This is a genomic window from Microbacterium sp. SORGH_AS_0421, assembly GCF_030818635.1.
In the GTDB taxonomy this organism is placed as follows: Bacteria; Actinomycetota; Actinomycetes; order Actinomycetales; family Microbacteriaceae; genus Microbacterium.
Window position 1 is genome coordinate 1,428,839 of record NZ_JAUTAO010000001.1, and the last position, 20,851, is coordinate 1,449,689.

Below are 20,851 nucleotides of genomic sequence, written 5' to 3' on the forward strand. Positions count from 1 at the left end.
CGGTCATCACCCCGACGTCACCCCGTCGGTCTCCGTCGCGCCCAACGCCGCTCCCCGAGCCCGGTCCCGGCGTCGTGGAGGACCGCCCCCTCGGGCTGGAAGCCGCGCCGTTCGTAGAACGCTCGAGCGCGCTCGTTCACCTCGAACACCAGCAGGTGCGCGTCGTCGTCGCCGATCGCGGCGTGCAGGAGCCGCGATCCCAGACCGATTCCCTGTACGTCGCGCCGCAGGTACAGCGTGCTCAGCTCGGTCGCGGGAAGCCCTGCGCGCGGCGGATCGTCGATCGAGGTGCTGGCCACACCGACGACCGAATGGATCTGCCACGCGATTGTGACGGACCGAGAACCGGACCCGATCCGTTCCGCCCACCGCCCGACGCGGTCCTCGGCGGGCACGTCGAGGAGAGCATCGTCGATCAGCCCCCGGTACGTCTGCTGCCAGGCGAGCGTCTGGAAGGCGGCCACCGCCGGTGCATCCTCGAGGCGTGCCCGCGCCAGTGCGATCCCCGTCATGCCCGCCGCTCGCACACCAGCGCCCCCACCGGCCGGCCTCCGCGCGTCTCGCGCGCGTGCGTCTCGACGACGTCGAAGCCCGCGGCATCCGCTCTGCGCCCCAGCTCCGCCGCGGGCCAGCGGTACGCCCGGACGACGGCATGCTCGAATGCTTCGACCTCCGCACCGACGAAGAAACCGAGCAGCAGTCGGCCGCCCGGACGCAGCGTTCGCGCGAACTCCCGCAGCGGCACGTCGACGCGCGCCGGTTCGTGGTGGATCGTCGAGAACCACGACAGGATCCCGCCGAACTCCCCGTCGGCGGCTTCCAGGCCGTCGATCGTGTCGACATCGAACCGGATGCCGGCATGCACCGCCCGCGCGTGATCGACGAAACGCGGAGAGAGGTCGACACCCCGCACGTCGAGGCACTGCCGGGCCAGGTGCCCCGTCCAGTGCCCCGGTCCGCATCCGGCGTCGAGCAGCGGACCGGTGACCGAGGCGGCCCAGGCGTCGACGATGCTGCGGTCGACCGGGTGCACGGCATCCATCGATCCCAGAGCCGCGATGTACTCGTCGGCCCGGGCGTCGTACGCGGGAGGTGCGCTCATGCGGCGGGTTTCGGCGTGGCTTCGAGATCCATCCGATCGAGCCAATCGCGCACGGCGACCCCCGTGATACCGGGGCGCTCGAGGTGGACGTTGTGCCCCGCGCCGTCGACGACGACGAAGCTTCCTCGCGGGTAGTGGTCGCGGAGCGCGAGGCCGTCCTCAAAGCCCACGACGTCGTCCTGACGCCCGAACAGGTGCAGCGCGGGCGCGGTGAAGGGTTCTGGGTGGGCGTTCTCGGGCAGCGCATCCAACGAGTAGTCGCCGGCGATGCGGTCCATCACGGTCGCGTCGGCCCCGCGCAGGCCGGGCAGGACGTATCGCCGGAAGGCGTCGAGCGAGGCGGCATCCTGGATCACGCTGACCTCGGTGAAGGCGTCGCGATCGGCGCCCGCGCGGCGGAGGACGTGGGGATCAGCCCACAGGACGGTTCGCTCGGGCACCGTGCGTGCGGTGTGCTTCGCCTCGACCACTCCGGCCAGCGTGGCGACGCCGAGCACGCGCTGTCGGCGTTCGTGCGCGACGTGACGCGCGAGCATGCCACCGAAGGAGTTGCCGATGACCGCGAAAGGCTCGTCGCCGAGATGTCCATCGATCTCTTCGAGGAGGGCTGTGGCAACCTCACGCGTGCTGGAGGCCGTGGCGGTCGCCGCCGCCGCCTCCGTCCACGGCAGGTCGATGTAGATCCGTCGCCACGGCATGCCGTCCGTCATCTGCTCGAGCGGCAACATGATGCGGTGATCGACACCGAATCCGTGAAGAGCGATCAGGGGACGTCCGCTACCGGTCTCGAGTGCGATCACCGTTCGAGGCTACGGCTCCTGGGGTGCTCGCTCAGGCCTGAGCCACCCGCGCCGCGATGTCCGTGCGGTACTGCCCGCCCTCGAGGCCGATGCGCTCGAGTCCGGCGTAGGCCGCCTCGCGTGCCTCGCCGAACGTCGAGCCGGTGGCGACGACGCTGAGCACACGCCCACCCGTCGCGACGAGGTCGCCGTCGCGCAGTGCCGTCGCGGCGTGGGCGACGTGGACGCCGTCGACCTCCTCGGCCTCGTCGATCCCGGTCAGCACGCGACCGGTGAGGGGGGCCTCGGGGTAGCCCTCGCTCGCGAGCACGACGGTGACCGCGGTCGCCTCGGCGAAAGCGGGACGCGGCTGATCCTCGAGCGTGCCTGAAGCCGCCGCCAGCAGAAGGCGGGACAGGGGATCGATGAGTCGCGGCAGGACGACCTGCGTCTCGGGGTCGCCGAAGCGGGCGTTGAACTCGATGACCTTCACGCCCTGCTCGGTGAGGATGAGCCCGGCGTAGAGCAGCCCGATGAACGGGGTGCCCTCGGCATCCATCTGCCGGATGACGGGCTCGGCGATGTCGCGCGTGACCTGCGCGACGAACTCGTCCTCGCCGCCGAAGCGCTCCGTCAGCCACGGCAGGGGGGAGTACGCGCCCATGCCGCCGGTGTTGGGTCCCTCGTCGCCGTCGCGCAGGCGCTTGAAGTCCTGAGCGGGGCTGAGGGGAGCGACGTGGTCGCCGTCGCTGAGGAAGAACAGCGACACCTCGGGGCCCGAGAGGAACTCCTCGATCAGCACGGCACCGCTCGGAAGGTAGCTCTCGGCGTGGGCGAGGGCGGCTGCGCGATCGGAGGTCACGATGACGCCCTTGCCCGCAGCCAGGCCGTCGGCCTTCACGACGTACGGTGCGCCGAACTGGTCGAGGGCGGCTTCGACGGTGGCGACGTCGTGCGCGCGCACCGATCCGCCGGTGGGGACGCCCGCGGCATCCATGATCCGCTTGGCGTAGGTCTTCGAGCCCTCGAGCTGGGCGGCGGCCTTGCCCGGGCCGAACACCGGGATGCCGTGCGCGCGCAGCGGGTCGGCGACTCCGGCGACCAGGGGCGCCTCGGGGCCGACGACGACCAGGTCGATCGCCTCGCTCTTGGCGAAGGTCAGGACCGCGGCGGGATCCATCGGGTCGAGGTCGACCAGGTGCGCTTCGCGAGCGATGCCCGCGTTGCCGGGGGCCGCGAAGATCGCGTGCGATTCCTCTTCGGAGCGCAGGGCGAGGATGATGGCGTGCTCGCGCGCGCCCGAACCGAGGACCAGGATTCTCACGCGGTCAGCCTACCGAGCGCGGGTCCGCCCCTTTCGCGCCGCGGGGCGGGAGTGTTCACAACCTCAGGCATCTGCAGGATCTCAGCCCTCGGCGGCGGGGTGTCGCTGAGGGTGCGCGAATCGCTGAGGGTGCGCGCGAGCCGGTCGACGCAGCCCCGGACCGCGTCGCCACGTCGCAGGTACCGTGGATGACATGCCTCCTCGCCGTATCGAGACCGGAGACGGCCGCGCAGCTCTCGCCGCCGTCCGCGCCGGAGACGCTCCGCGCCCCGCGACCGCCACGGCCGTGCGGTACCTCCTGCAGCTGCTCGTCGAGAAGGCCCCCGGCAATTCGGTCGAGATGCGCGTGCCGCCCTTCGGCGCCGTGCAGGTGATCGAGGGGCCGCGTCACACTCGCGGAACGCCCCCGAACGTGGTTGAGACCGACGCCGCGACCTGGATCGCCGTCGCCACGGGCGAGGAGCACTGGGCGGATGCCGTGACCGACGGCCGCATCGTCGCCTCGGGCGTCCGCGCCGACCTCAGCGCGCTGCTGCCGCTGCGGCCGTAGGCGCGGTCGAGGCGTTCGGCCCGTGGGATCTTCGCGTGCGTTCGCCGGAGACGCCGGCGGCTGCCGCGAACAGGCGGTGTCCTCGTCGCACGGATGCATCTTCGACCCTTCCCGCGGGCCCGCGATTCGCACGCTCCCCGGCCGGTGCCGGCCGGGGTCGCCGTCGTGGACCGCCGCGGCCGCCGTAGCGAGCCACACGGCCGGGGAGGTGGCATCCGGTATCTCGACGCCCGCGCATTCCCGCCCCGCCAATCCACGAGCGGTGGGACAATGGGGGCATGGCCGAGCAGCCCGTCCCCCAACAACCGTCCTCCCCGCGTGATGAGCGACAGACGCTGACGGTTCGTCGCGCCCCGAAGTACGGCGTGTTCCTGGCGGCGGGGGCGTTCGCCGGCATCCTGATCGCTCTCGTTCTCACCGTCTTCGTCGACGGCTCCGCGCCATCAGCCCCTACACGCAGGTCGTCTACTCGCAGATGCAGGTCTTCGGCTTCACGGCCCTGATCTTCGTCGTGCTGGGCGTCGCGGTCGGCGCGATCGTCGCCCTCATCTTCGAGCGCACCGTCGGCGGTCGCACGCGCCAGGTCACGGTCGAGCACGAGCAGCACGGCGTCTGACGGGCCACCGGCCCCTCACGCCAGTTCGGCGATGATCGGGTGGATCGCGGTGTCGAAGGCCGCGACGTCGCCGCGCAGACCGTCGGTCACCGCCACCGTGAGCGATCCGATCCACCACACGCCCCGCTGAGCGAGCGGAAGCACCTGCACGTTCAGCTCGAACGAGTGCGCGCGTCGGCCCACGGCCCGCTCGTGCGCGGCGATGGCGCTCGCGTACGCGCGGTACGACACCCCGGGCCGGGCAGCAGCCTCGCGGGAGTAGCGGTCGTGAGCGAGCCGGGCGAAGTCGACGGCATCGTCGGCGTGCGCGCGGATGGCCCCGCGGAGCGTCTCGGACCCCTCGACGGGAAGGGTCACCAGCGTCTCGAATCCGTCGATCAGCTCGAGAGGAACGGGGGAGGGGTGCGCCTGCGGCTCCACCGTCATCGCCCAGTACTCGCGCCATTCGCGTTCGAGCTGCGCGTGCGCGGCATCCGTCCGCTCCTGCACCCAGGGAGCCGGGACGCGTCGAAGTGCGGGGAGATCCTCGGGAGAACGGATGCCGAGAACCTGGCGCAGGTAGAGCGCGACGAGCACCGATTGTGCCGCGTCTTCGCGGATCACCCATTCCGGCTGGCCGCCCGTCATGGCGCCATTGTAGGGACGGGGGGAGGCGTCGGGGCCGGCCTTGCGTCGCCGGGGCGGTGCCCGCGCGTGTCCGCCGCGGGTACTCTGGTCGGGTGGCCTCAGCTCCCCACGAAAACCCGTACTCCGCCGCAGGCGTCGATACCGCCGCCGGAGATCTCGCCGTCGAACTGATGAAGTCGGCCGTGCGTCGCACGCATGGGCCCGAGGTGCTCGGTGGGGTGGGCGGTTTCGCCGGTCTCTTCGACGCCTCCGCGCTCCGCGACTACACGCGGCCTCTGCTCGCGACCAGCACCGACGGCGTCGGCACGAAGGTCGCGATCGCGCAGGCCATCGACAAGCACGACACCATCGGCGAAGACCTCGTCGGCATGGTCGTCGATGACATCGTCGTGGTCGGCGCCCGTCCGCTCTTCATGACCGACTACATCGCCTGCGGCAAGGTCGTACCCCCGCGCATCGCCGACATCGTCGCGGGCATCGCGCGCGGCTGCGCCATGACCGGGACCGCGCTCGTCGGCGGTGAGACCGCGGAGCACCCGGGTCTGCTGGGTGTCGACGACTACGACGTCGCGGGAGCGGCGACCGGCGTCGTCGAGGCCGACCGCATGCTCGGCGCCGAGCGCGTCCGCGCGGGCGACGTCGTGCTGGCCCTCGCCTCGAGCGGCCTGCACTCCAACGGCTACTCGCTCGTGCGCCACATCATCGCGGGTGCCGGGATCGCCTACGGCGCAGCCTCCGCCGACCTCGGCGGCACCTGGGGCGAGGCGCTGCTCGAGCCCACCCGCCTCTACACCTCGCCGCTGCTGCGTCTGCTCGACGACGCATCGGCGGGCGTCGGCATCCACTCGCTCAGTCACGTCACCGGCGGGGGCATCGCCGCCAACCTCGCGCGCGTGCTGCCGCAGGGCACCTGGGTCGATGTCGACCGTTCGACGTGGAGTCCCTCGCCGGTCTTCCGCGTGCTCGCCGACATCGGCGGGCTCGACCTGATCGCGACCGAGGGCACCTGGAACCTGGGTATCGGCTTCCTCGCCGTGGTCTCGCCCGAGATCGCGGACGCCGCGACCGCGGCGCTGCAGGCCGACGGCATCGCCACGTGGCAGGTCGGCGTCGTCCGCGACGGCGCCCGGCCCGAGGGCGAGTACGAACAGGGCGCGAAGGGCGTCGACGGAGGCGCCGTGCGCCTGGTCGGAACCTACGCGGATGCCGGTGCGCCGGCGAACGGAGCAAGCTAACACCCCATGTGCGGCATCGTCGGCATGGCCGGGCAGGGCCCGGTCAACCAGGAGATCTACGACGCGCTCCTGCTCCTCCAGCACCGAGGGCAGGACTCCACGGGCATGGCCACGGCCGAGTCCAGCGGCGTCTTCCACATCCACAAGGCCCGCGGACAGGTGCGCGAGGCCTTCCGCACGCGCGACATGCGCGCCCTGCTCGGCGACATCGGTCTGGGACACGTGCGCTACGCCACCAAGGGCACCGCGTCGAACGAAGAAGAGGCGCAGCCCTTCTACGTCAACGCGCCCTACGGCATCGTGCTCGTGCACAACGGCAACCTCACGAACACGCGCGAGCTGACGACCGAGCTCTTCCACAAGGACCGCCGTCACCTCAACACCAGCAGCGACACCGAGCTGCTCGTGAACATCCTCGGCTCCGAGCTGCAGTCCGAGATCACCGGCCCCGATCTCGACCCCTCCGCGCAGGTCTTCCGCGCGGTCGGACGCGTGCACGAGCGGGTCGAGGGCTCGTACGCCTCGATCGCCCTCATCGCCGGTTACGGGCTTCTCGCGTTCCGCGACCCGTTCGGCATCCGTCCCCTCATCCTCGGCAAGCGTCCCGCAGCGCAGGTGCCCGGCGGTGAGCCGCGCGACGAGTACATCGTGGCGTCCGAGTCGCTCGTGCTCGAGAACGCCGGCTTCGAGATCGTGCGCGACGTCGAGCCCGGCGAGGCCGTGTTCATCACCCTCGACGGCACGCTCCACGCGCAGCAGTGCGCCCGGAACACCGTGCTCGCACCGTGCTCGTTCGAGTACGTCTACCTCGCCCGCCCCGACTCGGTCATGAACGGCGTCTCGGTCTACGAGACGCGTCTGCGCATGGGCGAGCGTCTGGCCGACACGGTCGCGAAGTACACCCCCGCGGGGGCCATCGACGTGGTCATGCCGATCCCCGACTCGGCGCGTCCCGCGGCGATGCAGGTGGCCCGCAAGCTCGGCATCGAGTACCGCGAGGGCTTCTACAAGAACCGCTACGTCGGCCGCACGTTCATCATGCCCGGCCAGGCGGTGCGCAAGAAGAGCGTGCGCCAGAAGCTCAACGCCATGTCGACGGAGTTCCAGGGCAAGAACGTGCTGCTGGTCGACGACTCGATCGTGCGCGGCACCACCAGCCGCGAGATCATCCAGATGGCTCGGGATGCCGGGGCCAAGAGCGTGACGTTCGCCTCGGCCGCCCCGCCGGTGCGCTACCCCCACGTGTACGGCATCAACATGCCCTCGCGCCACGAGCTCGTCGCGCACGGCCGCACGATCCCCGAGATCGCCCAGGAGCTCGGCTGCGACTATCTGGTGTACCAGGAGGTCGACGACCTCAAAGCGGCGATCATGGAGGGCACCGACCTGGTCGACCTCGACATGAGCTGCTTCGACGGGCGTTACGTCACGGGCACGGTGTCGGACGAGTATCTCGCCTGGGTCGAGGGCAGCCAGGAGTCTTGACCCGCCGTCGCGCGGGAACCATCGCCCTCGCCGCGACCGCCGTCGTGCTGCTCGCACTGACGCTGCGGATCGCGGTCGCCTCGCTCTCGCCGCTGCTGACGCGCATCGGCGAGGAGTTCTCCCTCCCGGCGGCCGTCGTGGGGCTGATCGGCATGGCTCCGCCCGTGGCGTTCGCTCTGGCCGGCATGGTCACCCCGGCGATCGAGCGCCGCCTCGGCCTCGAGCGCTCGGTGCTGATCGCCGCAGTCACCGCCGCGGCCATGCTGGCTCTGCGCGCAGCCGCGGTCGACGCGTGGTCGCTGCTGGGCGCGACGGCGGGAGTGTTCGCCGCGGTGGGCGTGGCGAATGTGCTGATCCCCACGGTGGTGAAGAAGTACTTCCCCGAGCGCATCGGCCTCATGACCACCGTCTACAGCACGGCGATGGCGGTCGCGACGTTCACGCCGCCGCTGGTCGCGGTGCCCTTGGCCGACGCGGTGGGGTGGCGCGGCTCGTTCGTGACCTGGGCCGTGGTGGCCCTGGCCGCCGTCGCCCCGTGGATCGCGCTGAGTCTGCGCGCCCGGGCGTCGCGGCGCGATGCGCTGGACGAGCCGCGGGCTGCCGTGCTGTCGCGGATCGTGCGGGTGCCGCAGGCGTGGGCCCTCGTGATCACCTTCGGCGTCAACTCGTCGGTCGCCTACGCGATGTTCGCGTGGATGCCGCCCCTGCTCATCGATGTCGCCGGAGTGGATGCCGCGGAAGCCGGCGGACTGCTCGCGCTCTTCTCGTTCATGGGGCTGCCGGTGTCGTTGCTGGTGCCCCTGCTCGTGGCGAGGCTGGGCCGGACGACCCCGTTCTATGTGGTCGCCGTCGCGGGCGGATTGGCGGGGGTCATCGGCCTGCTGGTGGCACCCGCGGCGGCGACGGTGCTGTGGGTGGTGTTGATCGGCATCCCGCCGCTGATGTTCCCGCTGGCGCTGGTGCTGTTCGGGCTTCGTACGCGCTCCCACGAGACCACCGTCGCGTTGAGCGGCTTCGTGCAGAGCGTGGGGTACGGCTTCGCTGCTCTCATGCCCCTGGCGATCGGGGTGACCCACGAGTTCACCGGCGGGTGGACGGCGGGGCTCGCGCTCATCGGAGTCGCGCTCCTGCTCGTCGTTCCGGCGGCGATCATCATGGTGCGGCGCGAGAGCATCGAGGAGGCGTGGGAACGCCGGACCGGCCTGAGCTGGTAGAGGCCCTACGGACACGAGCGAAGGGCGGCGACGGGAAGGTCGCCGCCCTTCGGCGTATGTGTTCTGCGGGTACGACGATCACACGACCGTGGCACCGAGGTACGAGCGGTACGAGAACGCGCGGGAAGGTGTCAGGCCTTCTCGTTATCGTATTCGTCGCTGTACTGGTCGGCCCACTTGTCGACGTACGCGTCTTCACCCGGAGCGGGTGCACCCAGTTCGCGCTCGAGAGCGGAGTAGTTCACCGAATAGGTGTCGTACTTCAGCTCACGGGCGATCTTGGTGTTCTTCGCCTTCTGACGGCCACGCCCCATGCGAGACCCCCTCACGATCGACGTCGAGGGCCGACTGTGGGCCCTGCGTATTGCGGTTCCGGACCGAGCCGGTAAGAGTAACAGCCAGGATATCACGGCGTATTCCGGCCGAGCCGTCGAGCGGCGGCCGCCGGGTCCATCGCCGTCGTCGAGAGGAGCCGTCATGACCGACCAGCCCCGCGCGAGCACCGGCAATGGAATGGTGATCGCAGGCGTCGTACCCGGGCAGTCCGCCCGCATCGTGCGCGAGGCAGCCCACTACGCAGCTCTCGCTCACGCCGAGCTGGTCGTCGCCCACGTCGATACGACGCGCTTCGTGGCCTTCGAGGATCCCGACGGCTACGTGCACTCGTCCACCGTCGATGTCGCCGGGGCTGCGGCCAAAGCCGCCCTCGACGAGGTGCGCCGCATGACGGCCGAGGTGCTGGCCGGCAGCTCCGTCACCTGGACCGTGCGCCAGCTCATCGGAGACCCGGCGCTGGCGCTGATCCAGCTCGCCGATGAGAACGACGCCTCGCTGATCGTGGTCGGAACGCGAAAGCGCGGCCTCGGTGAGTCCTTACGCGAGTTCCTCACCGGCTCCGTCGCCGCGCGCCTGAGCCACCGGCAGCGCCGACCGGTTCTCGTCATCCCGCAGGGAGAATCGGTCGGCCCCGAGGACGAGTTGCCGTGGGAGTGACGCTCTAGCCGCGCATCGCCCGCGCGACGGCTTCGGAGGCCTGGCCCAGCGCCGACTCGATGTCGTCGACTCCGGATGCCGCGAGCTCCCCGCCGCGTGCGACGTGCGCCCGCAGCTCGGAGCGCACGCGCCCGCGGAACTCGTTGATCGCGGCATCGGCGCGCGACAGCTGCTCGCGGCTGCGCGATCGCGCGTCGTCGGCCGGGGTCGCCTGTGCCTGCTCGCGTTCGTCGCGTGAGGCGGCGGCCAGGTCGGCGCGCAGGCTCCGCATGGGCGTCGCGCACACTGCCGCGCACCTCGTCGGCGATCAGGCGGACGCTGTCGGCGAGACCGGCCTGGATGCCCTCGAGGTCGCCCGAGCGTGCTGCGACTTCTGCGTGGCCGGCATCGGTGATCTCGTAGACGGTCTTGCGGCCGTCGACGGTCTTGGTGACCAGTCCCTCTTCCTCCAGCTTCGAGAGCCGGGGGTAGATGGTGCCGGCAGACGGGGAGTACGTGCCGCCCGTGCGCTCCGACAGGGCCTGCATGAGGTCGTAGCCGTGCCGCGGGGACTCGTCGAGCAGACTGAGGATGTACAGGCGCAGGTCGCCGTGCGAGAAGACGGGACTCATCACCACTCCTCCTCTCCGGCGAGTTCCTCGGGACGCAGGCCCGAGATGCCGCGGCGCAGCACGGTGATCTCGCCCGAGACGGTGTTGGCGCGCACGTCGACGAACGAGCCCGCGAGGGTGCCGGTCGAGCCGGTGTAGTTCGTCGGGCCGGAGCCGGAGCGCACGTGGCCGTCGATCTGCACGCGCCCGCTCACCGACCGCGAGACGTAGTTCGCGGGCAGGGACCGGTCGAGGCGGATGGTCGCCGTGCCGTTGACGGAGTTGAGGGTGATCGACTGGGTGGGCCCGCTCGAGTCGACGAGCATGGCGCCCGAGACGGTGTCGATCGAGGCCTTCGTGATGCGGCCGGTGGCCGCGACGTCTCCTGAGACGCTGTTGGCGCTGAGCGCGCCCTCGAGCTCGCGCACCTGCACGTCGCCCGAGACGGCGTTGAGGCTGACATCGCCCCGCAGGCCGTCGACGATGATGTCGCCCGACACGGTGTTGAGCCGTACGTCGGTGCGCAGACCCGAGACGAGCGCGCTCGCGCTCACGACGCCGAGGGTGAGGGCGACCGTGCGCGGCACCGCGACGCTCACCTCGGCCTTGGGGCCGCCGGATCCGAAGTTGCGGAAGACCTCGAGGAAGTTGTCCCACCGTAGCTGCGGGTGGTCGATCTCGAGGCGGCCGTCGACCATCTCGATGCGCAGGTCTTTGACCGTGACGCCGTGCACCTCGATGCGGGCGTCGGGCTCATCGTGCGCGATGACGTCGATCTGTCCGCCGACGAGGCCGACTTTGAGTTCACGCAGCGAGTCGATGTCGATGACGCGCGTCTCGCCGGGGTGGATGATCCACTTCTCCATGGCAGGTTCTCCTCACTCGCGATATATCGCGTTGTTTCGAGTATCGCGATATATCGCGAGTTCGTCAACCGGGACCCGAGGCGCGAGGGAACGGAAGCTTCCCGGTGCATCGCCGGTTGATGCTCGGGCGCGATGTCAACCCCGAGCGCGCCGGAAGGCCCCCGGTCGTAGCGTCGGGAAGCGCAACGGAAGGAGACGGCCATGCCGCAGGGCAGCCTGAAAGACCCGGATCTGTACGAGGAGCTCCGCAAGCAGGGCGACTCGAAAGAGAAGGCCGCGCGCATCTCGAACTCCGCCGCCGCGCGGGGTCGCGACAAGGTCGGCGAGAAGGGCGGTCACGCCGAGAACTACGAGGACCGCACCGTCGCGGAGTTGAGGAAGCGTGCGAAAGAACTCGGTCTCACCGGGTACTCCGGCAAGAAGAAGGCGGAGCTCATCGACATGCTCCGCACCCACTGACGCGATGGCCCGACTCGTCCGCGTCCGCCCCTACGAAGATCCCGGTTACCGCCGGGTGCGCTCCGGTTCGGGGTTTCGATTCGTCGACCACACGGGCGAGTCCGTCCCCGAGCGCGACGCCGAGCGTGCCCGGGGTCTGGTGATCCCTCCCGCGTGGCGTGAGGTATGGATCGCCCGTGAGCCGAACGCGCATATCCAGGCCGTCGGCACCGATGAGGCCGGCCGTCGCCAGTACACCTACCACGCCGACTGGTCGAAGCGTCAGGACAAGGGCAAGTTCGCCCGAGCCCTCCAACTCGCCGAGTCGCTGCCGCGAGCGCGGTCGCGGGTGACCCAGTCGCTCCGTCGAGCCGAGGCGGACCGCGAGCGGGTGCTGGCGGTGTCCTTCCGATTCCTCGACCTCGTCGCTCCGCGCGTCGGCAACGCGCGCTACTTCGTCACCAACGGCAGTCGCGGGCTGACGACCCTGCAGAGACGGGATGCCACGGTCGAGGGCGACCTGATCCGCCTGTCGTTCCCCGCCAAGAGCGGCAAGCGCGCCGAGCTCTCACTGCGCGATGCGGAGCTGGCATCCATCGTCGAAGAACTCGCCCTGGGGCGATCGCGGGCGGCGCTGCTCAGCTACACGCGCGGGCGCCGGCGCGTACCGCTCACTCCCGGGGACGTCAACGGCTACGTACGCTCGCTCACGGGAGGGCCTTTCAGCGCCAAGGACTTCCGGACGCTGCGCGGAACCATCCTCGCGGCGGAGTCGCTCGCCCAGGTGGGCGCCACGGGCGGCAAGAACGAGCGCAAGAAAGCCGAGGTCGCGGCGGTCCGCGCCACCGCCGAAGCGCTGGGCAACACCCCGGCCGTCGCCAAGGCGAGCTACATCGACCCGCGCGTGTTCTCGCTGTACCGCAAGGGGCGCACGATGGAACTGGGCGGGTCGAAGGATGCCGCGATCCGGCGGCTCATCCTCGGCGAGTGAGTCCGCCTCTCAGCGGGGTCGAACCGCCCGAACACTCCGGCGTCGAACGCCGCCGCGCTGAAAGGATCGACGGGTGAAGGGCGATCTCTCGCGCTCGGATGCATCCCGCCGCAAGGACGGCGTCGAAGACCCGCACCGATCTCCCACGCGTCTGTACGGCCTCCTGACCCCGCAAGCGTGCGCTCTGTACGAGGTCGTCCCCGGTGCGCAGGAGCTCTTCCGGCCCACCAGTGCCACGCAGGGAACGCTCCGGCGAGGACTCCGGCAGGACGACGCCTTCCGCAACCTGCTCCGCGCCGCCATGCAGGGGTCGGCGGAGCCGCGCGGGTGGCAGCGCCGCGAATGGTCCGACGACGAGGTCGCTCGCGCGGCCGCGGATCCGCAGCTACTCGCGGCGGCTCGGGCGATGTCCAAGAGGGACGCGCGGATCGATTGGAGAGCGACCTGGAAGAAGCGCCGCCAAACAGAGACGGCGGTTCTGGCGGTCTTCACGTATTCGCTGTTGTTCATCCCCGCGGCCTTCCTGATGAACATCCCCTGGCTCGCGGGCGTCGCAGCGGCGGGGGTGCTCGGGGTGGTGGGGTATCTCATCCGGCAACGACGCATCGAGAACCGGCCGGGGCGCGAATCTCAGCCCGTTGTGGAAGAAGACGGCGATGCGTCGACGGACGACGGCGTCCCTCCGCCCCTCTTCGTCGTCGAGCGCGCCCCCTCGCAGCATCTGATCGCGCGCGGCACCGGTCTGGTCTTCCTGGCGGGAGCCGTCGTCCTCGCCGTGGGCGAGATCGTCCGGGGCGGCCCGCTCGCCGCCATCGGGGTCACCGTGTGGCTGGGCACCCTCGGCGTTCTCGGCGCGATCATCTTCGTCTGGGCCCTCTCGGTCGGGCGCGCGCGCATCCTCGGCTTCGACGACCACCTGGTCGTTCGCGCGGGGCTGCGTCGCGCGCGGGTCGTCCCGGCGTCCGAGATCGCGTCGCTCGTTCCGCTTTCGGCCGGTCGGCTGAGGGGCGAGGACGCGCGGGGGCGCACGCTGTTCGAGGCCATGAGCGTCTCCGACGACTTTCCCGACCTCACCGCGTGGCTGAAGGCGAAGAAGCCGCAGCAGTGGGCTGATATGACCGGACGGCGCTGACGCGGCGCGAACGCGGGCGTAAGGTGGCGCGGTGAGCATGTGGCGCGACGTCGGCCTGGTCGCCGTGGGTGGCGCGATCGGCACCGCCGCACGCGCCGGACTCACCCTCGCGTTCGGCGAAGACCTGGGCCCCGCCCTCGTGCCGGTCATCAACGTGGTCGGTGCGTTCGCGATCGGCGTCCTGTACGGATGGCGGGCCCGGATGCCGGAATCCTCGCGCGCGCAGCGGGTGCAGCTGTTCATCGGCACCGGCATCCTCGGCGGGTTCACGACCTACAGCTCCCTCGCGGTCGAGTCGGCTGATCTCGCGCTGCTGTGGTGGGGCGTGGCGACAGTGATCGCGGGGACGGTGGCGGCCTGGGGCGGAGTGCTCCTCGGACGCGGAGGGGCACCTCGATGACACCGCTGCTCTTCCTGGTCGTCGCGCTCGCCGGCGGCGTCGGCGCCGCACTGCGGTACCTCCTCGACGTGGCGGTGCGGCGGCGGACGGGGGAGCGCTTTCCCTGGGGCATCCTCGCGGTGAACCTCACGGGCGCCCTGGCTCTCGGCATCCTGAGTCCTCTGCCCGTGGACGAAGCATGGCGCTGGATCGTGGGAACCGGTCTGCTGGGGGGATACACGACCTTCAGCGCGGTGGCGGTGACGACCGCTCTCCTGGCGGAAGAGGGCCGGACGCGGGCATCGGTGACCTATGCGGTGGCGTCCTTCGTCGGGTCGGTGATCGCGGCGGCTCTCGGCCTCTCGATCGGCTCGGCGCTGTGAGCCCCGCGCGGTCCGACCGTCCGGAGCGCATGGGATACTGAGCTTCGATACATTCCTGTATCGGACTTACCCGGAGGGTCCCCCGTGTCGTACCTGGCCGTCCTGAGCCTGAAGAACCGCGCCCTCATCGCCCTCGTCACGATCGTCGCGGCGATCTTCGGCGGGCTCGCGCTCACCAGCCTCAAGCAGGAGCTCATCCCCTCGATCGAGTTCCCGCAGCTCGCCGTCGTCACGACCTACCCGGGGGCGTCGCCCGAGGTCGTCGAGACCGATGTCTCGACCCCGATCGAGAACGCCATCCGCGGTGTCGAGGGGCTCGAATCGAGCACCGCGACGAGCACGACGAACTCGTCGATCGTCTCGGTCAAATTCACCTACGGCACCGACCTCGCGGGGGCGCAGCAGAAGATCCTCGCCGCGATCGCTCGCATCAAGGACCAGCTGCCCGACTCCGCCGACACCACCGTCGCGTCGGCCAGCATCGACGACTTCCCCGTCATCCAGCTCGCCGTCACGGGATTCACCGACGCCGAGGCGACGCAGTCCATCCTCCAGACGAGCATCGTGCCCGACCTCGAAGACGTCGCGGGCGTGAACGGCGCGCAGATCGTCGGCGGCACGGCCCAGCGGGTCACGATCACCCCCGACACCGCCAAGCTCGCCGAGCGCGGCTTCAGCCAGCAGGCGATCACCGACGCCCTCGGTGCCAACGGCATGCTCTTCCCGGGCGGCTCCCTGACCGAGGGCGACCAGACCCTCACCGTGCAGACCGGGTCGAAGCTGACCAGCGTCGACGAGATCTCCGCCCTCCCGCTCGTGCCCACCGACGCCGCCCAGTTCCAGGCGGGGCAGACGAAGATCAGTGATGTCGCCACGGTCGCCCTCGAGCCCGGCCCCGTGACCACGCTGTCGCGCGTCGACGGGCAGCCGGCCCTGACCATCGCCGTCACGAAGCTCCCGGCCGCGAACACCGTCGACGTCTCGCGTGGCGTTCTCGATGCGCTCCCGGGTCTCGAATCGCAGCTCGGTCAGGGCGCGAAGTTCACGGTCGTCTTCGACCAGGCGCCGTTCGTCCAGCAGTCGATCGAGGCCCTCGCGCAAGAGGGGCTTCTCGGTCTCGTCTTCGCCGTCGTGGTGATCCTCATCTTCCTCATGTCGGTGCGGTCGACGCTCGTGACGGCGATCTCGATCCCCACCAGCGTCCTCATCACCTTCGTCGGGCTGCAGGCCTTCGGGTACTCGCTGAACATCCTGACGCTCGGCGCGCTCACGATCGCGATCGGCCGCGTCGTCGACGACTCGATCGTGGTGATCGAGAACATCAAGCGCCATTACGTCGGTGACGCCGACAAGATCCCCACGATCGTGCGCGCGGTGCGCGAGGTGGCGGCCGCCATCACGGCATCCACCATCACCTCCGTTGCAGTGTTCCTCCCCATCGCCTTCGTGGGGGACGTGACGGGAGAACTCTTCCGGCCGTTCTCGCTGACCGTTACGATCGCCATGGCGGCCTCGCTGCTCGTGTCGCTCACCATCGTGCCCGTGCTGGCGTCGTGGTTCCTGAAGCCCGGAAAGGTCATCCGCGACGCCGAGGGGAATCCGATCGACCCCGAGTCGCCGACCGCGCCGCCCTCGCGCTTGCAGAAGGCCTACGTTCCGGTGCTGCGCTGGACGCTGAAGCACTCGTGGGTCACCCTCGCTCTGGCCGTGCTCGTGCTCGGCGGGACGCTCGCGTCCGTCCCCCTGCTCAAGACGGACTTCCTCGGCGACTCCGGTCAGAACACCTTCACCGTCACTCAGAAGATCGGCTCCGCCCCGAGCCTGGATGCCGAGGACGCGGCGGCCCAGAAGGTCGAGGCCGTTCTGCTCGACACCGACGGCGTGCAGACGGTGCAGACCTCGATCGGCTCGAGCGGGTCGGCGTTGCGCGACGCCTTCTCGGGCGGAGGCTCGGGCATCACGTACTCGATCACCTCCGAATCGGGCGTCGACCAGGTCGAGCTCCGCGACCGCGTCCGCACCGAACTCGAGGCGCTTCCCGACGCGGGCGAGATCGAGGTCGCGGCCTCCGGCGGCGGACTCGGCTCGGCCGGCATCACCGTCGACGTCTCCGCCGCCGACGGACAGTCGCTGCAGCAGGCGAGCGATGCCGTGGTCGCGGGTCTGCAGGGGCGCGACGGCATCGGTCAGGTCACCAGCAGCCTCTCGGCATCCCTCCCCTTCGTCTCCGTGCGCGTCGACCGCGACGCGGCCTCCGAGCGCGGGCTGTCCGAACGCGCCGTGGGTGCGCTCGTCTCGGCGACGCAGCAGCCGCGGCAGGCCGGCACGGTAGAACTCGACGGACGCGGGGTGACCGTGTACGTCGCCACCGCCAACCCACCGAAGACCATCGACGACCTGCGCGCCCTCGAGATCCCGAGCGCGCGCGGCAACGTCCGCCTCGACGAGATCGCCGCCGTCGAGCAGAGCCAGACCCCGCCGTCGATCTCGACCTCGCGCGGGCTGCGCACGGCCACGATCACGGTGACGCCGACGACCGACGACCTGGGCAGTTCGTCGGCCAGCGTCACCGCCGCCCTCACCGACACCTCCCTGCCGCAGGGGGCCACGGCGAAGGTCGGTGGTTCGGTCACCGACCAGCGTGACGCGTTCAGTCAGCTCGGCCTCGCGCTGCTCGCGGCGATCCTCATCGTCTACGTGGTGATGGTCGCGACCTTCAAGTCGCTGCGCCAGCCGCTCGAGCTGCTCGTGTCGGTGCCGTTCGCGGCGACCGGAGCGATCCTCATGCTGTTGATCACGGGTGTCCCGCTCGGGGTCGCGGGCATGATCGGTGCGCTGATGCTCGTCGGCATCGTGGTGACCAACGCGATCGTGCTCATCGACCTCGTGAACCAGTACCGGGCCCGCGGTCTCAGCGTCTTCGAGGCGACGGTCGTGGGAGGCGCCCGACGCCTGCGTCCCATCCTGATGACGGCCCTCGCGGCGATCTTCGCCCTCGTGCCGATGGCCCTGGGGATCACCGGTCACGGCGGATTCATCTCGCAGCCGCTGGCGGTCGTGGTGATCGGCGGGCTCGTGTCGTCGACGTTCCTGACGCTGCTGGTGCTGCCGACGCTCTACAACCTCATCGAAGGAGCGAGCGAGAGGCGCCGTGATCGGCGGGCGGCGCGAGAGGCAGGGCGCGTCGAGCCGACGGCCGACGACGGGCACCCCCTGAGCCGCCGAGAACTGCGCGAGAAGCACTGACGCGGAACGGGCGGGATGCCGGCACCCGGCGTCCCGTCCCTCTCGCGGTGCTCATCCCGAGGTGTCGCCGGTCACCGGTCGGGGTGGGCGTCGACGCGCGATCGGGGCGGAGCGACGAGCCCTCGACGGGGTGAGCGGGTGCGACACGGGGGGCGCGCTGCGCCGCCGAGCGCGCGGGTCGACGGGTGGCCGTCGGCCGGGCGAGCGGCAGGCGACGGCGCCGGCGGGGGGCGTGGTGCACCTCGGCGGGGGTCTGCGCTGTCGGCTTCGACGTGGCCGCCGTCGCCGCCGACGCGAGGATCTGGGTGAACATGCCCGACCACGCGAACATCGCCGCGCACGAGATGGTCTCGAACAGGGCCAGGTTGATGGTCGCCGACACGAACAGCGTGATCGAGACGACCAGCCAGACGGTCGCGATCCCCGTGCCGATCGCCATCCGCTTGCCGAGACGGTGGAAGAGGAACGGCGCGCTCAGCAGCAGGGCCAGGAATCCCAGGACCATCGAGCCCGCGACCTTGTCGTGAAGGTCTTTGTCGGTGTTCAGAGGAATGCAGCCCACGAGAGCGAGATTGACGCCCACGACATTCAGGCAGACAAAGGCCACCGTCGCAGCGCCCCGACGGACGGGACCGCGACCCACGCGTCGCACATCGCGACGGACGCGGAAGGCGAAGACCACGACGATCATTCCGCTGACCTTGAGCGTGGTGTTGAAGAATGCGCTCGAGAGGTCGCCGAAAATCCCCAGCTGGCTGAAGTGCAACTGCCACCACAGAGGGTCGCTCGTCGTGGCGATCGACAGCAGCAGTCCGCTGACGAGGACGATCAGGGCCGCCCCGCCGACGTGCATCGTCGGGATCGCGTCCAGGCGGCGCGCGAGAGTGCCCAGACGCGGCACCGGGAGCGAAAAGGGGACAACGGAGCGGAGCGCGTTGCTCATGTGGGGGATCTTTCCTCAGGACGGAACGAAGATCCCCCCACACCGCGGGACCCTCGGCCCCCGTCGGCTCATTCGGGCAATGAGCCAGGAGAAACCTTGGTCCTTTGCCTCCCCCGGCCTTGACGGAAACCGTCAGGGCACATGGTATCGTTCGCGCCGCCTTTTCAGGAAAGGGCTTGTCTGGGAAATTCCCAGGTCATATGCCCAATTTCTTGTCCCCCATTTGGGGGACAAGACCGCCTTACGCGCGGTAGGAAATGCCCCATTCCCTGGTCAATTTCGCGCCCGGTTCGAGTCGCTCCAGGTCCGTCCCGGTCGCGAAAGCGTTCGCCGGAGCCGTCATCGGCTCGATCGCCACCGCGAGGGACTGCCCGGGGTAGCGATCGGTCGTGAACACCTGCGCCCAGCGGAACCCGTCATCCTGCCACAGCTGCACGCACCGACCGTCGGGAGCGGTGAGGGTGTGGTGCGCCCGGCCGTCGGCATCCCGCTCCAATCCGCGATAGCCGTTGTCGAGCGAGGCATCGCCGAGACGGCGACCCTCGCGCAGGTCGGTGGCGGCATCGACCGGCACCTCGTCGACGGGGATGTTGCGGTCGTCGAGGACGAGCGTGGTCGTGCCGGTCGATCGCACCACCAGATCCTCCGTCGGAACGCCGCCGATGTGGAGGTACGGGTGCACGCCCAGGGCGACGGGGGCGGCCTTCGACCCGACGTTCTCGATGACGTGGCTCACGTGCAGACCGTCGGCGCGAAGGGTGTACGCGACCCGCGTGCGCAGGTGGAAGGGATAGCCGGTCTGCGGCACCACCTCGGCGCCGAGCACGAGCTGCTCGTCGCTGTGCTCGAGGGCGTGATAGGTCCCGAAGCGCAAAAGGCCGTGACTGGCGTTGCCGAACTTCGGCTCGCTGATCGCGAGCTGCTGGTCCTCGCCGTCGAAGGAGTACTTACCGTCGCGGATGCGGTTCGGCCACGGGACGAGGACGACTCCGGATGCCGCGGGCGTGGGCAGGTCGTCGGGGTAGCGCGGCACGAGGTCGACGCCGTCGACCGTCAGCGCGCGAAGCGCGGCACCCACCTGAGCGATCTCGGCGGAGGAGTGCTCGCCGCGGAGGCGGAAGCGGAATCCGGTGGGGTCGGCGGTCATGACGTGGCCTTTCGCGATCGGCGCGGACGCTGCAGCCAGGGCTGCAGCATGCGGGTGACCCACGGGAGGACCGCGTAGGTCATGACGGGAGTGAGCATGAGGGTGGTGGCGAGCACGCGCAGGACGAGGGGGATCTCGGCGAACCCGGGGACGAACCCCCAGTAGCCACGACGCCGCCAGATTCGTCGGGAAGAACCCGACCCAGATCGTCACGGCCTGCTTCCACCGCGGGGGAGCCGCCGGCACCGGTTGGTGGATCGGTTGGGTTCCGGCCTCGGTCACTGTCGCCGCCTCGAGGATCGAGCCGTGCGGGGCGTCGAACCAGCCCTCGATCCCGGTGCGTCGTTCGCTGCGCTCTTCGCGCGCGAAGGGGCGCCCCGAGTCGAGCCACCACTGGCGCTGCGTCGAGCTCTCCCACTCCTCGAGCGTCGTGATGTCGCGGAAGCGGTACAGCATGTACCAGAGGTCGCTGTCTTCACCCGCGCGCACCCACCCCGAGCCGAGGAAGCCCGGGAAAGTGGTCGCGAGGTCGGTGCCGGCCTGCATCCAGGAGGTCGCTTCGGCGGTGCGCGTCGGGTCGATGCGCCGCTCGATCGCCACCGTGATGGGGTGGGCGTCGGTGTCTGCCATGCGTCTATCTTCGTGCAGGTCCGGCGGCCGAGATCCCCGAACCCGTCGGAGGGTCCGGTGCCGCGCACGGCGATCGAGAGCAAGGGCTGCGACGGAACAGCCGTTCGCCGCCGGATCGGCCTGTTGAGGCGGCATCCTCCTGTTCTGGTGCCCGAGGGCGGGAACGTGGATGCCATTCCCA

The 20,851-nt window shown here is 70.3% G+C and carries 20 protein-coding genes and 3 pseudogenes; 12 read left to right on the forward strand and 11 right to left on the reverse strand.

Annotation, left to right across the window (positions count from 1 at the left end):
* Positions 1–17 precede the first annotated feature (17 nt).
* The 4 genes from QE416_RS06760 to purD are packed head-to-tail and all read right to left on the reverse strand — an operon-like array spanning position 18 to position 3,205.
* The gene (locus tag QE416_RS06760) at positions 18–512 is read right to left on the reverse strand and encodes a GNAT family N-acetyltransferase (protein WP_307314654.1); all 495 of its coding nucleotides are present in this window, start codon (positions 510–512) and stop codon (positions 18–20) included.
* On the reverse strand, positions 509–1,102 hold the full coding sequence (locus QE416_RS06765) for a class I SAM-dependent methyltransferase (protein WP_307314657.1): 594 nt from the start codon (positions 1,100–1,102) through the stop codon (positions 509–511). Before QE416_RS06765 ends, QE416_RS06760 begins: the two co-directional genes overlap by 4 nt.
* A complete protein-coding gene (locus tag QE416_RS06770) occupies positions 1,099–1,902 on the reverse strand; it encodes an alpha/beta fold hydrolase (RefSeq protein WP_307314660.1) in 804 nt (267 codons plus the stop codon). Before QE416_RS06770 ends, QE416_RS06765 begins: the two co-directional genes overlap by 4 nt.
* A 31-nt stretch (positions 1,903–1,933) precedes the next feature.
* Positions 1,934–3,205: a phosphoribosylamine--glycine ligase gene (gene purD, locus QE416_RS06775; RefSeq protein WP_307314662.1), complete on the reverse strand. Its 1,272-nt coding sequence runs from the start codon at positions 3,203–3,205 to the stop codon at positions 1,934–1,936.
* A 193-nt stretch (positions 3,206–3,398) separates the two neighbouring features.
* Between purD and QE416_RS06780 the strand changes: the two genes are divergently transcribed.
* Together QE416_RS06780 and QE416_RS06785 are read left to right on the forward strand one after the other, a co-directional pair.
* Positions 3,399–3,755 carry a sterol carrier family protein gene (locus QE416_RS06780; RefSeq protein ID WP_210072493.1) on the forward strand — a complete coding sequence of 119 codons (357 nt, stop codon included), beginning with the start codon at positions 3,399–3,401 and terminating at the stop codon, positions 3,753–3,755.
* 475 nt (positions 3,756–4,230) lie between these two features.
* Positions 4,231–4,371, forward strand: coding sequence for a hypothetical protein (locus QE416_RS06785; RefSeq protein ID WP_307314665.1), 141 nt, complete (start codon positions 4,231–4,233; stop codon positions 4,369–4,371).
* Positions 4,372–4,386: 15 nt separating this feature from the next.
* Here the strand turns inward: QE416_RS06785 and QE416_RS06790 are convergent, their stop codons facing one another.
* Positions 4,387–4,998 carry a zinc-binding alcohol dehydrogenase gene (locus QE416_RS06790; protein ID WP_267789187.1) on the reverse strand — a complete coding sequence of 204 codons (612 nt, stop codon included), beginning with the start codon at positions 4,996–4,998 and terminating at the stop codon, positions 4,387–4,389.
* Between the two features lie 92 nt (positions 4,999–5,090).
* Here QE416_RS06790 and purM point away from each other — a divergent pair, with 92 nt between their 5' ends.
* The 3 genes from purM to QE416_RS06805 are packed head-to-tail and all read left to right on the forward strand — an operon-like array spanning position 5,091 to position 8,932.
* A complete protein-coding gene (purM, locus tag QE416_RS06795) occupies positions 5,091–6,233 on the forward strand; it encodes a phosphoribosylformylglycinamidine cyclo-ligase (RefSeq protein ID WP_210072490.1) in 1,143 nt (380 codons plus the stop codon).
* A gap of 6 nt (positions 6,234–6,239) precedes the next feature.
* Complete coding sequence (gene purF / locus QE416_RS06800; protein WP_307314669.1) at positions 6,240–7,718, forward strand: amidophosphoribosyltransferase; 1,479 nt, start codon at positions 6,240–6,242, stop codon at positions 7,716–7,718.
* Positions 7,715–8,932 (forward strand): CynX/NimT family MFS transporter, encoded by a 1,218-nt coding sequence (locus tag QE416_RS06805; protein WP_307314672.1) that lies wholly within the window; start codon positions 7,715–7,717, stop codon positions 8,930–8,932. The genes purF and QE416_RS06805 overlap by 4 nt, the downstream gene beginning before the upstream one ends.
* Positions 8,933–9,063: 131 nt before the next feature.
* Here QE416_RS06805 and QE416_RS06810 read toward each other — a convergent pair whose 3' ends face one another.
* Positions 9,064–9,246 (reverse strand): DUF3073 domain-containing protein, encoded by a 183-nt coding sequence (locus tag QE416_RS06810; RefSeq protein ID WP_056225789.1) that lies wholly within the window; start codon positions 9,244–9,246, stop codon positions 9,064–9,066.
* A 163-nt stretch (positions 9,247–9,409) separates the two neighbouring features.
* On the opposite strand from QE416_RS06810, the gene QE416_RS06815 reads away from it, so the two are divergent.
* Positions 9,410–9,925 carry a universal stress protein gene (locus QE416_RS06815; protein ID WP_210072485.1) on the forward strand — a complete coding sequence of 172 codons (516 nt, stop codon included), beginning with the start codon at positions 9,410–9,412 and terminating at the stop codon, positions 9,923–9,925.
* A 4-nt stretch (positions 9,926–9,929) separates the two neighbouring features.
* Here QE416_RS06815 and QE416_RS06820 read toward each other — a convergent pair.
* Positions 9,930–10,536: pseudogene (locus QE416_RS06820) on the reverse strand (PadR family transcriptional regulator).
* On the reverse strand, positions 10,536–11,381 hold the full coding sequence (locus QE416_RS06825; RefSeq protein ID WP_210072483.1) for a DUF4097 family beta strand repeat-containing protein: 846 nt from the start codon (positions 11,379–11,381) through the stop codon (positions 10,536–10,538). The pseudogene QE416_RS06820 and the gene QE416_RS06825 overlap by 1 nt, the downstream one beginning before the upstream one ends.
* Before the next feature lie 201 nt (positions 11,382–11,582).
* Here QE416_RS06825 and QE416_RS06830 point away from each other — a divergent pair, with 201 nt between their 5' ends.
* From QE416_RS06830 to QE416_RS06855, 6 genes are all read left to right on the forward strand, one after another.
* On the forward strand, positions 11,583–11,840 hold the full coding sequence (locus tag QE416_RS06830) for a Rho termination factor N-terminal domain-containing protein (RefSeq protein WP_307314677.1): 258 nt from the start codon (positions 11,583–11,585) through the stop codon (positions 11,838–11,840).
* Between the two features lie 4 nt (positions 11,841–11,844).
* Positions 11,845–12,810 carry a DNA topoisomerase IB gene (locus QE416_RS06835; protein ID WP_307314680.1) on the forward strand — a complete coding sequence of 322 codons (966 nt, stop codon included), beginning with the start codon at positions 11,845–11,847 and terminating at the stop codon, positions 12,808–12,810.
* Between the two features lie 73 nt (positions 12,811–12,883).
* The gene (locus QE416_RS06840; protein ID WP_307314681.1) at positions 12,884–13,942 is read left to right on the forward strand and encodes a hypothetical protein; all 1,059 of its coding nucleotides are present in this window, start codon (positions 12,884–12,886) and stop codon (positions 13,940–13,942) included.
* Between the two features lie 37 nt (positions 13,943–13,979).
* Complete coding sequence (locus QE416_RS06845; RefSeq protein WP_210072754.1) at positions 13,980–14,342, forward strand: CrcB family protein; 363 nt, start codon at positions 13,980–13,982, stop codon at positions 14,340–14,342.
* On the forward strand, positions 14,339–14,704 hold the full coding sequence (gene crcB / locus QE416_RS06850; protein WP_307314683.1) for a fluoride efflux transporter CrcB: 366 nt from the start codon (positions 14,339–14,341) through the stop codon (positions 14,702–14,704). Before QE416_RS06845 ends, crcB begins: the two co-directional genes overlap by 4 nt.
* Before the next feature lie 84 nt (positions 14,705–14,788).
* On the forward strand, positions 14,789–17,950 hold the full coding sequence (locus tag QE416_RS06855; protein WP_307314686.1) for an efflux RND transporter permease subunit: 3,162 nt from the start codon (positions 14,789–14,791) through the stop codon (positions 17,948–17,950).
* A gap of 319 nt (positions 17,951–18,269) precedes the next feature.
* Here QE416_RS06855 and QE416_RS06860 read toward each other — a convergent pair.
* The 3 genes and pseudogenes from QE416_RS06860 to QE416_RS16490 all read right to left on the reverse strand — a co-directional run.
* Positions 18,270–18,893, reverse strand: a pseudogene (locus tag QE416_RS06860) (DUF998 domain-containing protein); the annotation flags it as partial.
* 241 nt (positions 18,894–19,134) lie between these two features.
* On the reverse strand, positions 19,135–20,040 hold the full coding sequence (locus tag QE416_RS16485) for an aldose 1-epimerase family protein (RefSeq protein ID WP_369358086.1): 906 nt from the start codon (positions 20,038–20,040) through the stop codon (positions 19,135–19,137).
* Positions 20,037–20,670, reverse strand: a pseudogene (locus tag QE416_RS16490) (antibiotic biosynthesis monooxygenase). The gene QE416_RS16485 and the pseudogene QE416_RS16490 overlap by 4 nt, the downstream one beginning before the upstream one ends.
* Positions 20,671–20,851: the final 181 nt, after the last annotated feature.

Excerpts from the sequence above, each read along its gene's own strand:
- QE416_RS06810 (WP_056225789.1), bottom strand. The coding sequence starts at position 9,246 with ATGGGGCGTGGCCGTCAGAAGGCGAAGAACACCAAGATCGCCCGTGAG.
- QE416_RS06815 (WP_210072485.1), top strand. The coding sequence starts at position 9,410 with ATGACCGACCAGCCCCGCGCGAGCACCGGCAATGGAATGGTGATCGCA.
- QE416_RS06825 (WP_210072483.1), bottom strand. The coding sequence starts at position 11,381 with ATGGAGAAGTGGATCATCCACCCCGGCGAGACGCGCGTCATCGACATC.
- QE416_RS06780 (WP_210072493.1), top strand. The coding sequence starts at position 3,399 with ATGCCTCCTCGCCGTATCGAGACCGGAGACGGCCGCGCAGCTCTCGCC.
- QE416_RS06760 (WP_307314654.1), bottom strand. The coding sequence starts at position 512 with ATGACGGGGATCGCACTGGCGCGGGCACGCCTCGAGGATGCACCGGCG.
- QE416_RS06765 (WP_307314657.1), bottom strand. The coding sequence starts at position 1,102 with ATGAGCGCACCTCCCGCGTACGACGCCCGGGCCGACGAGTACATCGCG.
- purF (WP_307314669.1), top strand. The coding sequence starts at position 6,240 with ATGTGCGGCATCGTCGGCATGGCCGGGCAGGGCCCGGTCAACCAGGAG.
- QE416_RS06785 (WP_307314665.1), top strand. The coding sequence starts at position 4,231 with ATGCAGGTCTTCGGCTTCACGGCCCTGATCTTCGTCGTGCTGGGCGTC.
- QE416_RS16485 (WP_369358086.1), bottom strand. The coding sequence starts at position 20,040 with ATGACCGCCGACCCCACCGGATTCCGCTTCCGCCTCCGCGGCGAGCAC.
- QE416_RS06835 (WP_307314680.1), top strand. The coding sequence starts at position 11,845 with ATGGCCCGACTCGTCCGCGTCCGCCCCTACGAAGATCCCGGTTACCGC.
- QE416_RS06845 (WP_210072754.1), top strand. The coding sequence starts at position 13,980 with ATGTGGCGCGACGTCGGCCTGGTCGCCGTGGGTGGCGCGATCGGCACC.
- QE416_RS06830 (WP_307314677.1), top strand. The coding sequence starts at position 11,583 with ATGCCGCAGGGCAGCCTGAAAGACCCGGATCTGTACGAGGAGCTCCGC.
- QE416_RS06790 (WP_267789187.1), bottom strand. The coding sequence starts at position 4,998 with ATGACGGGCGGCCAGCCGGAATGGGTGATCCGCGAAGACGCGGCACAA.
- crcB (WP_307314683.1), top strand. The coding sequence starts at position 14,339 with ATGACACCGCTGCTCTTCCTGGTCGTCGCGCTCGCCGGCGGCGTCGGC.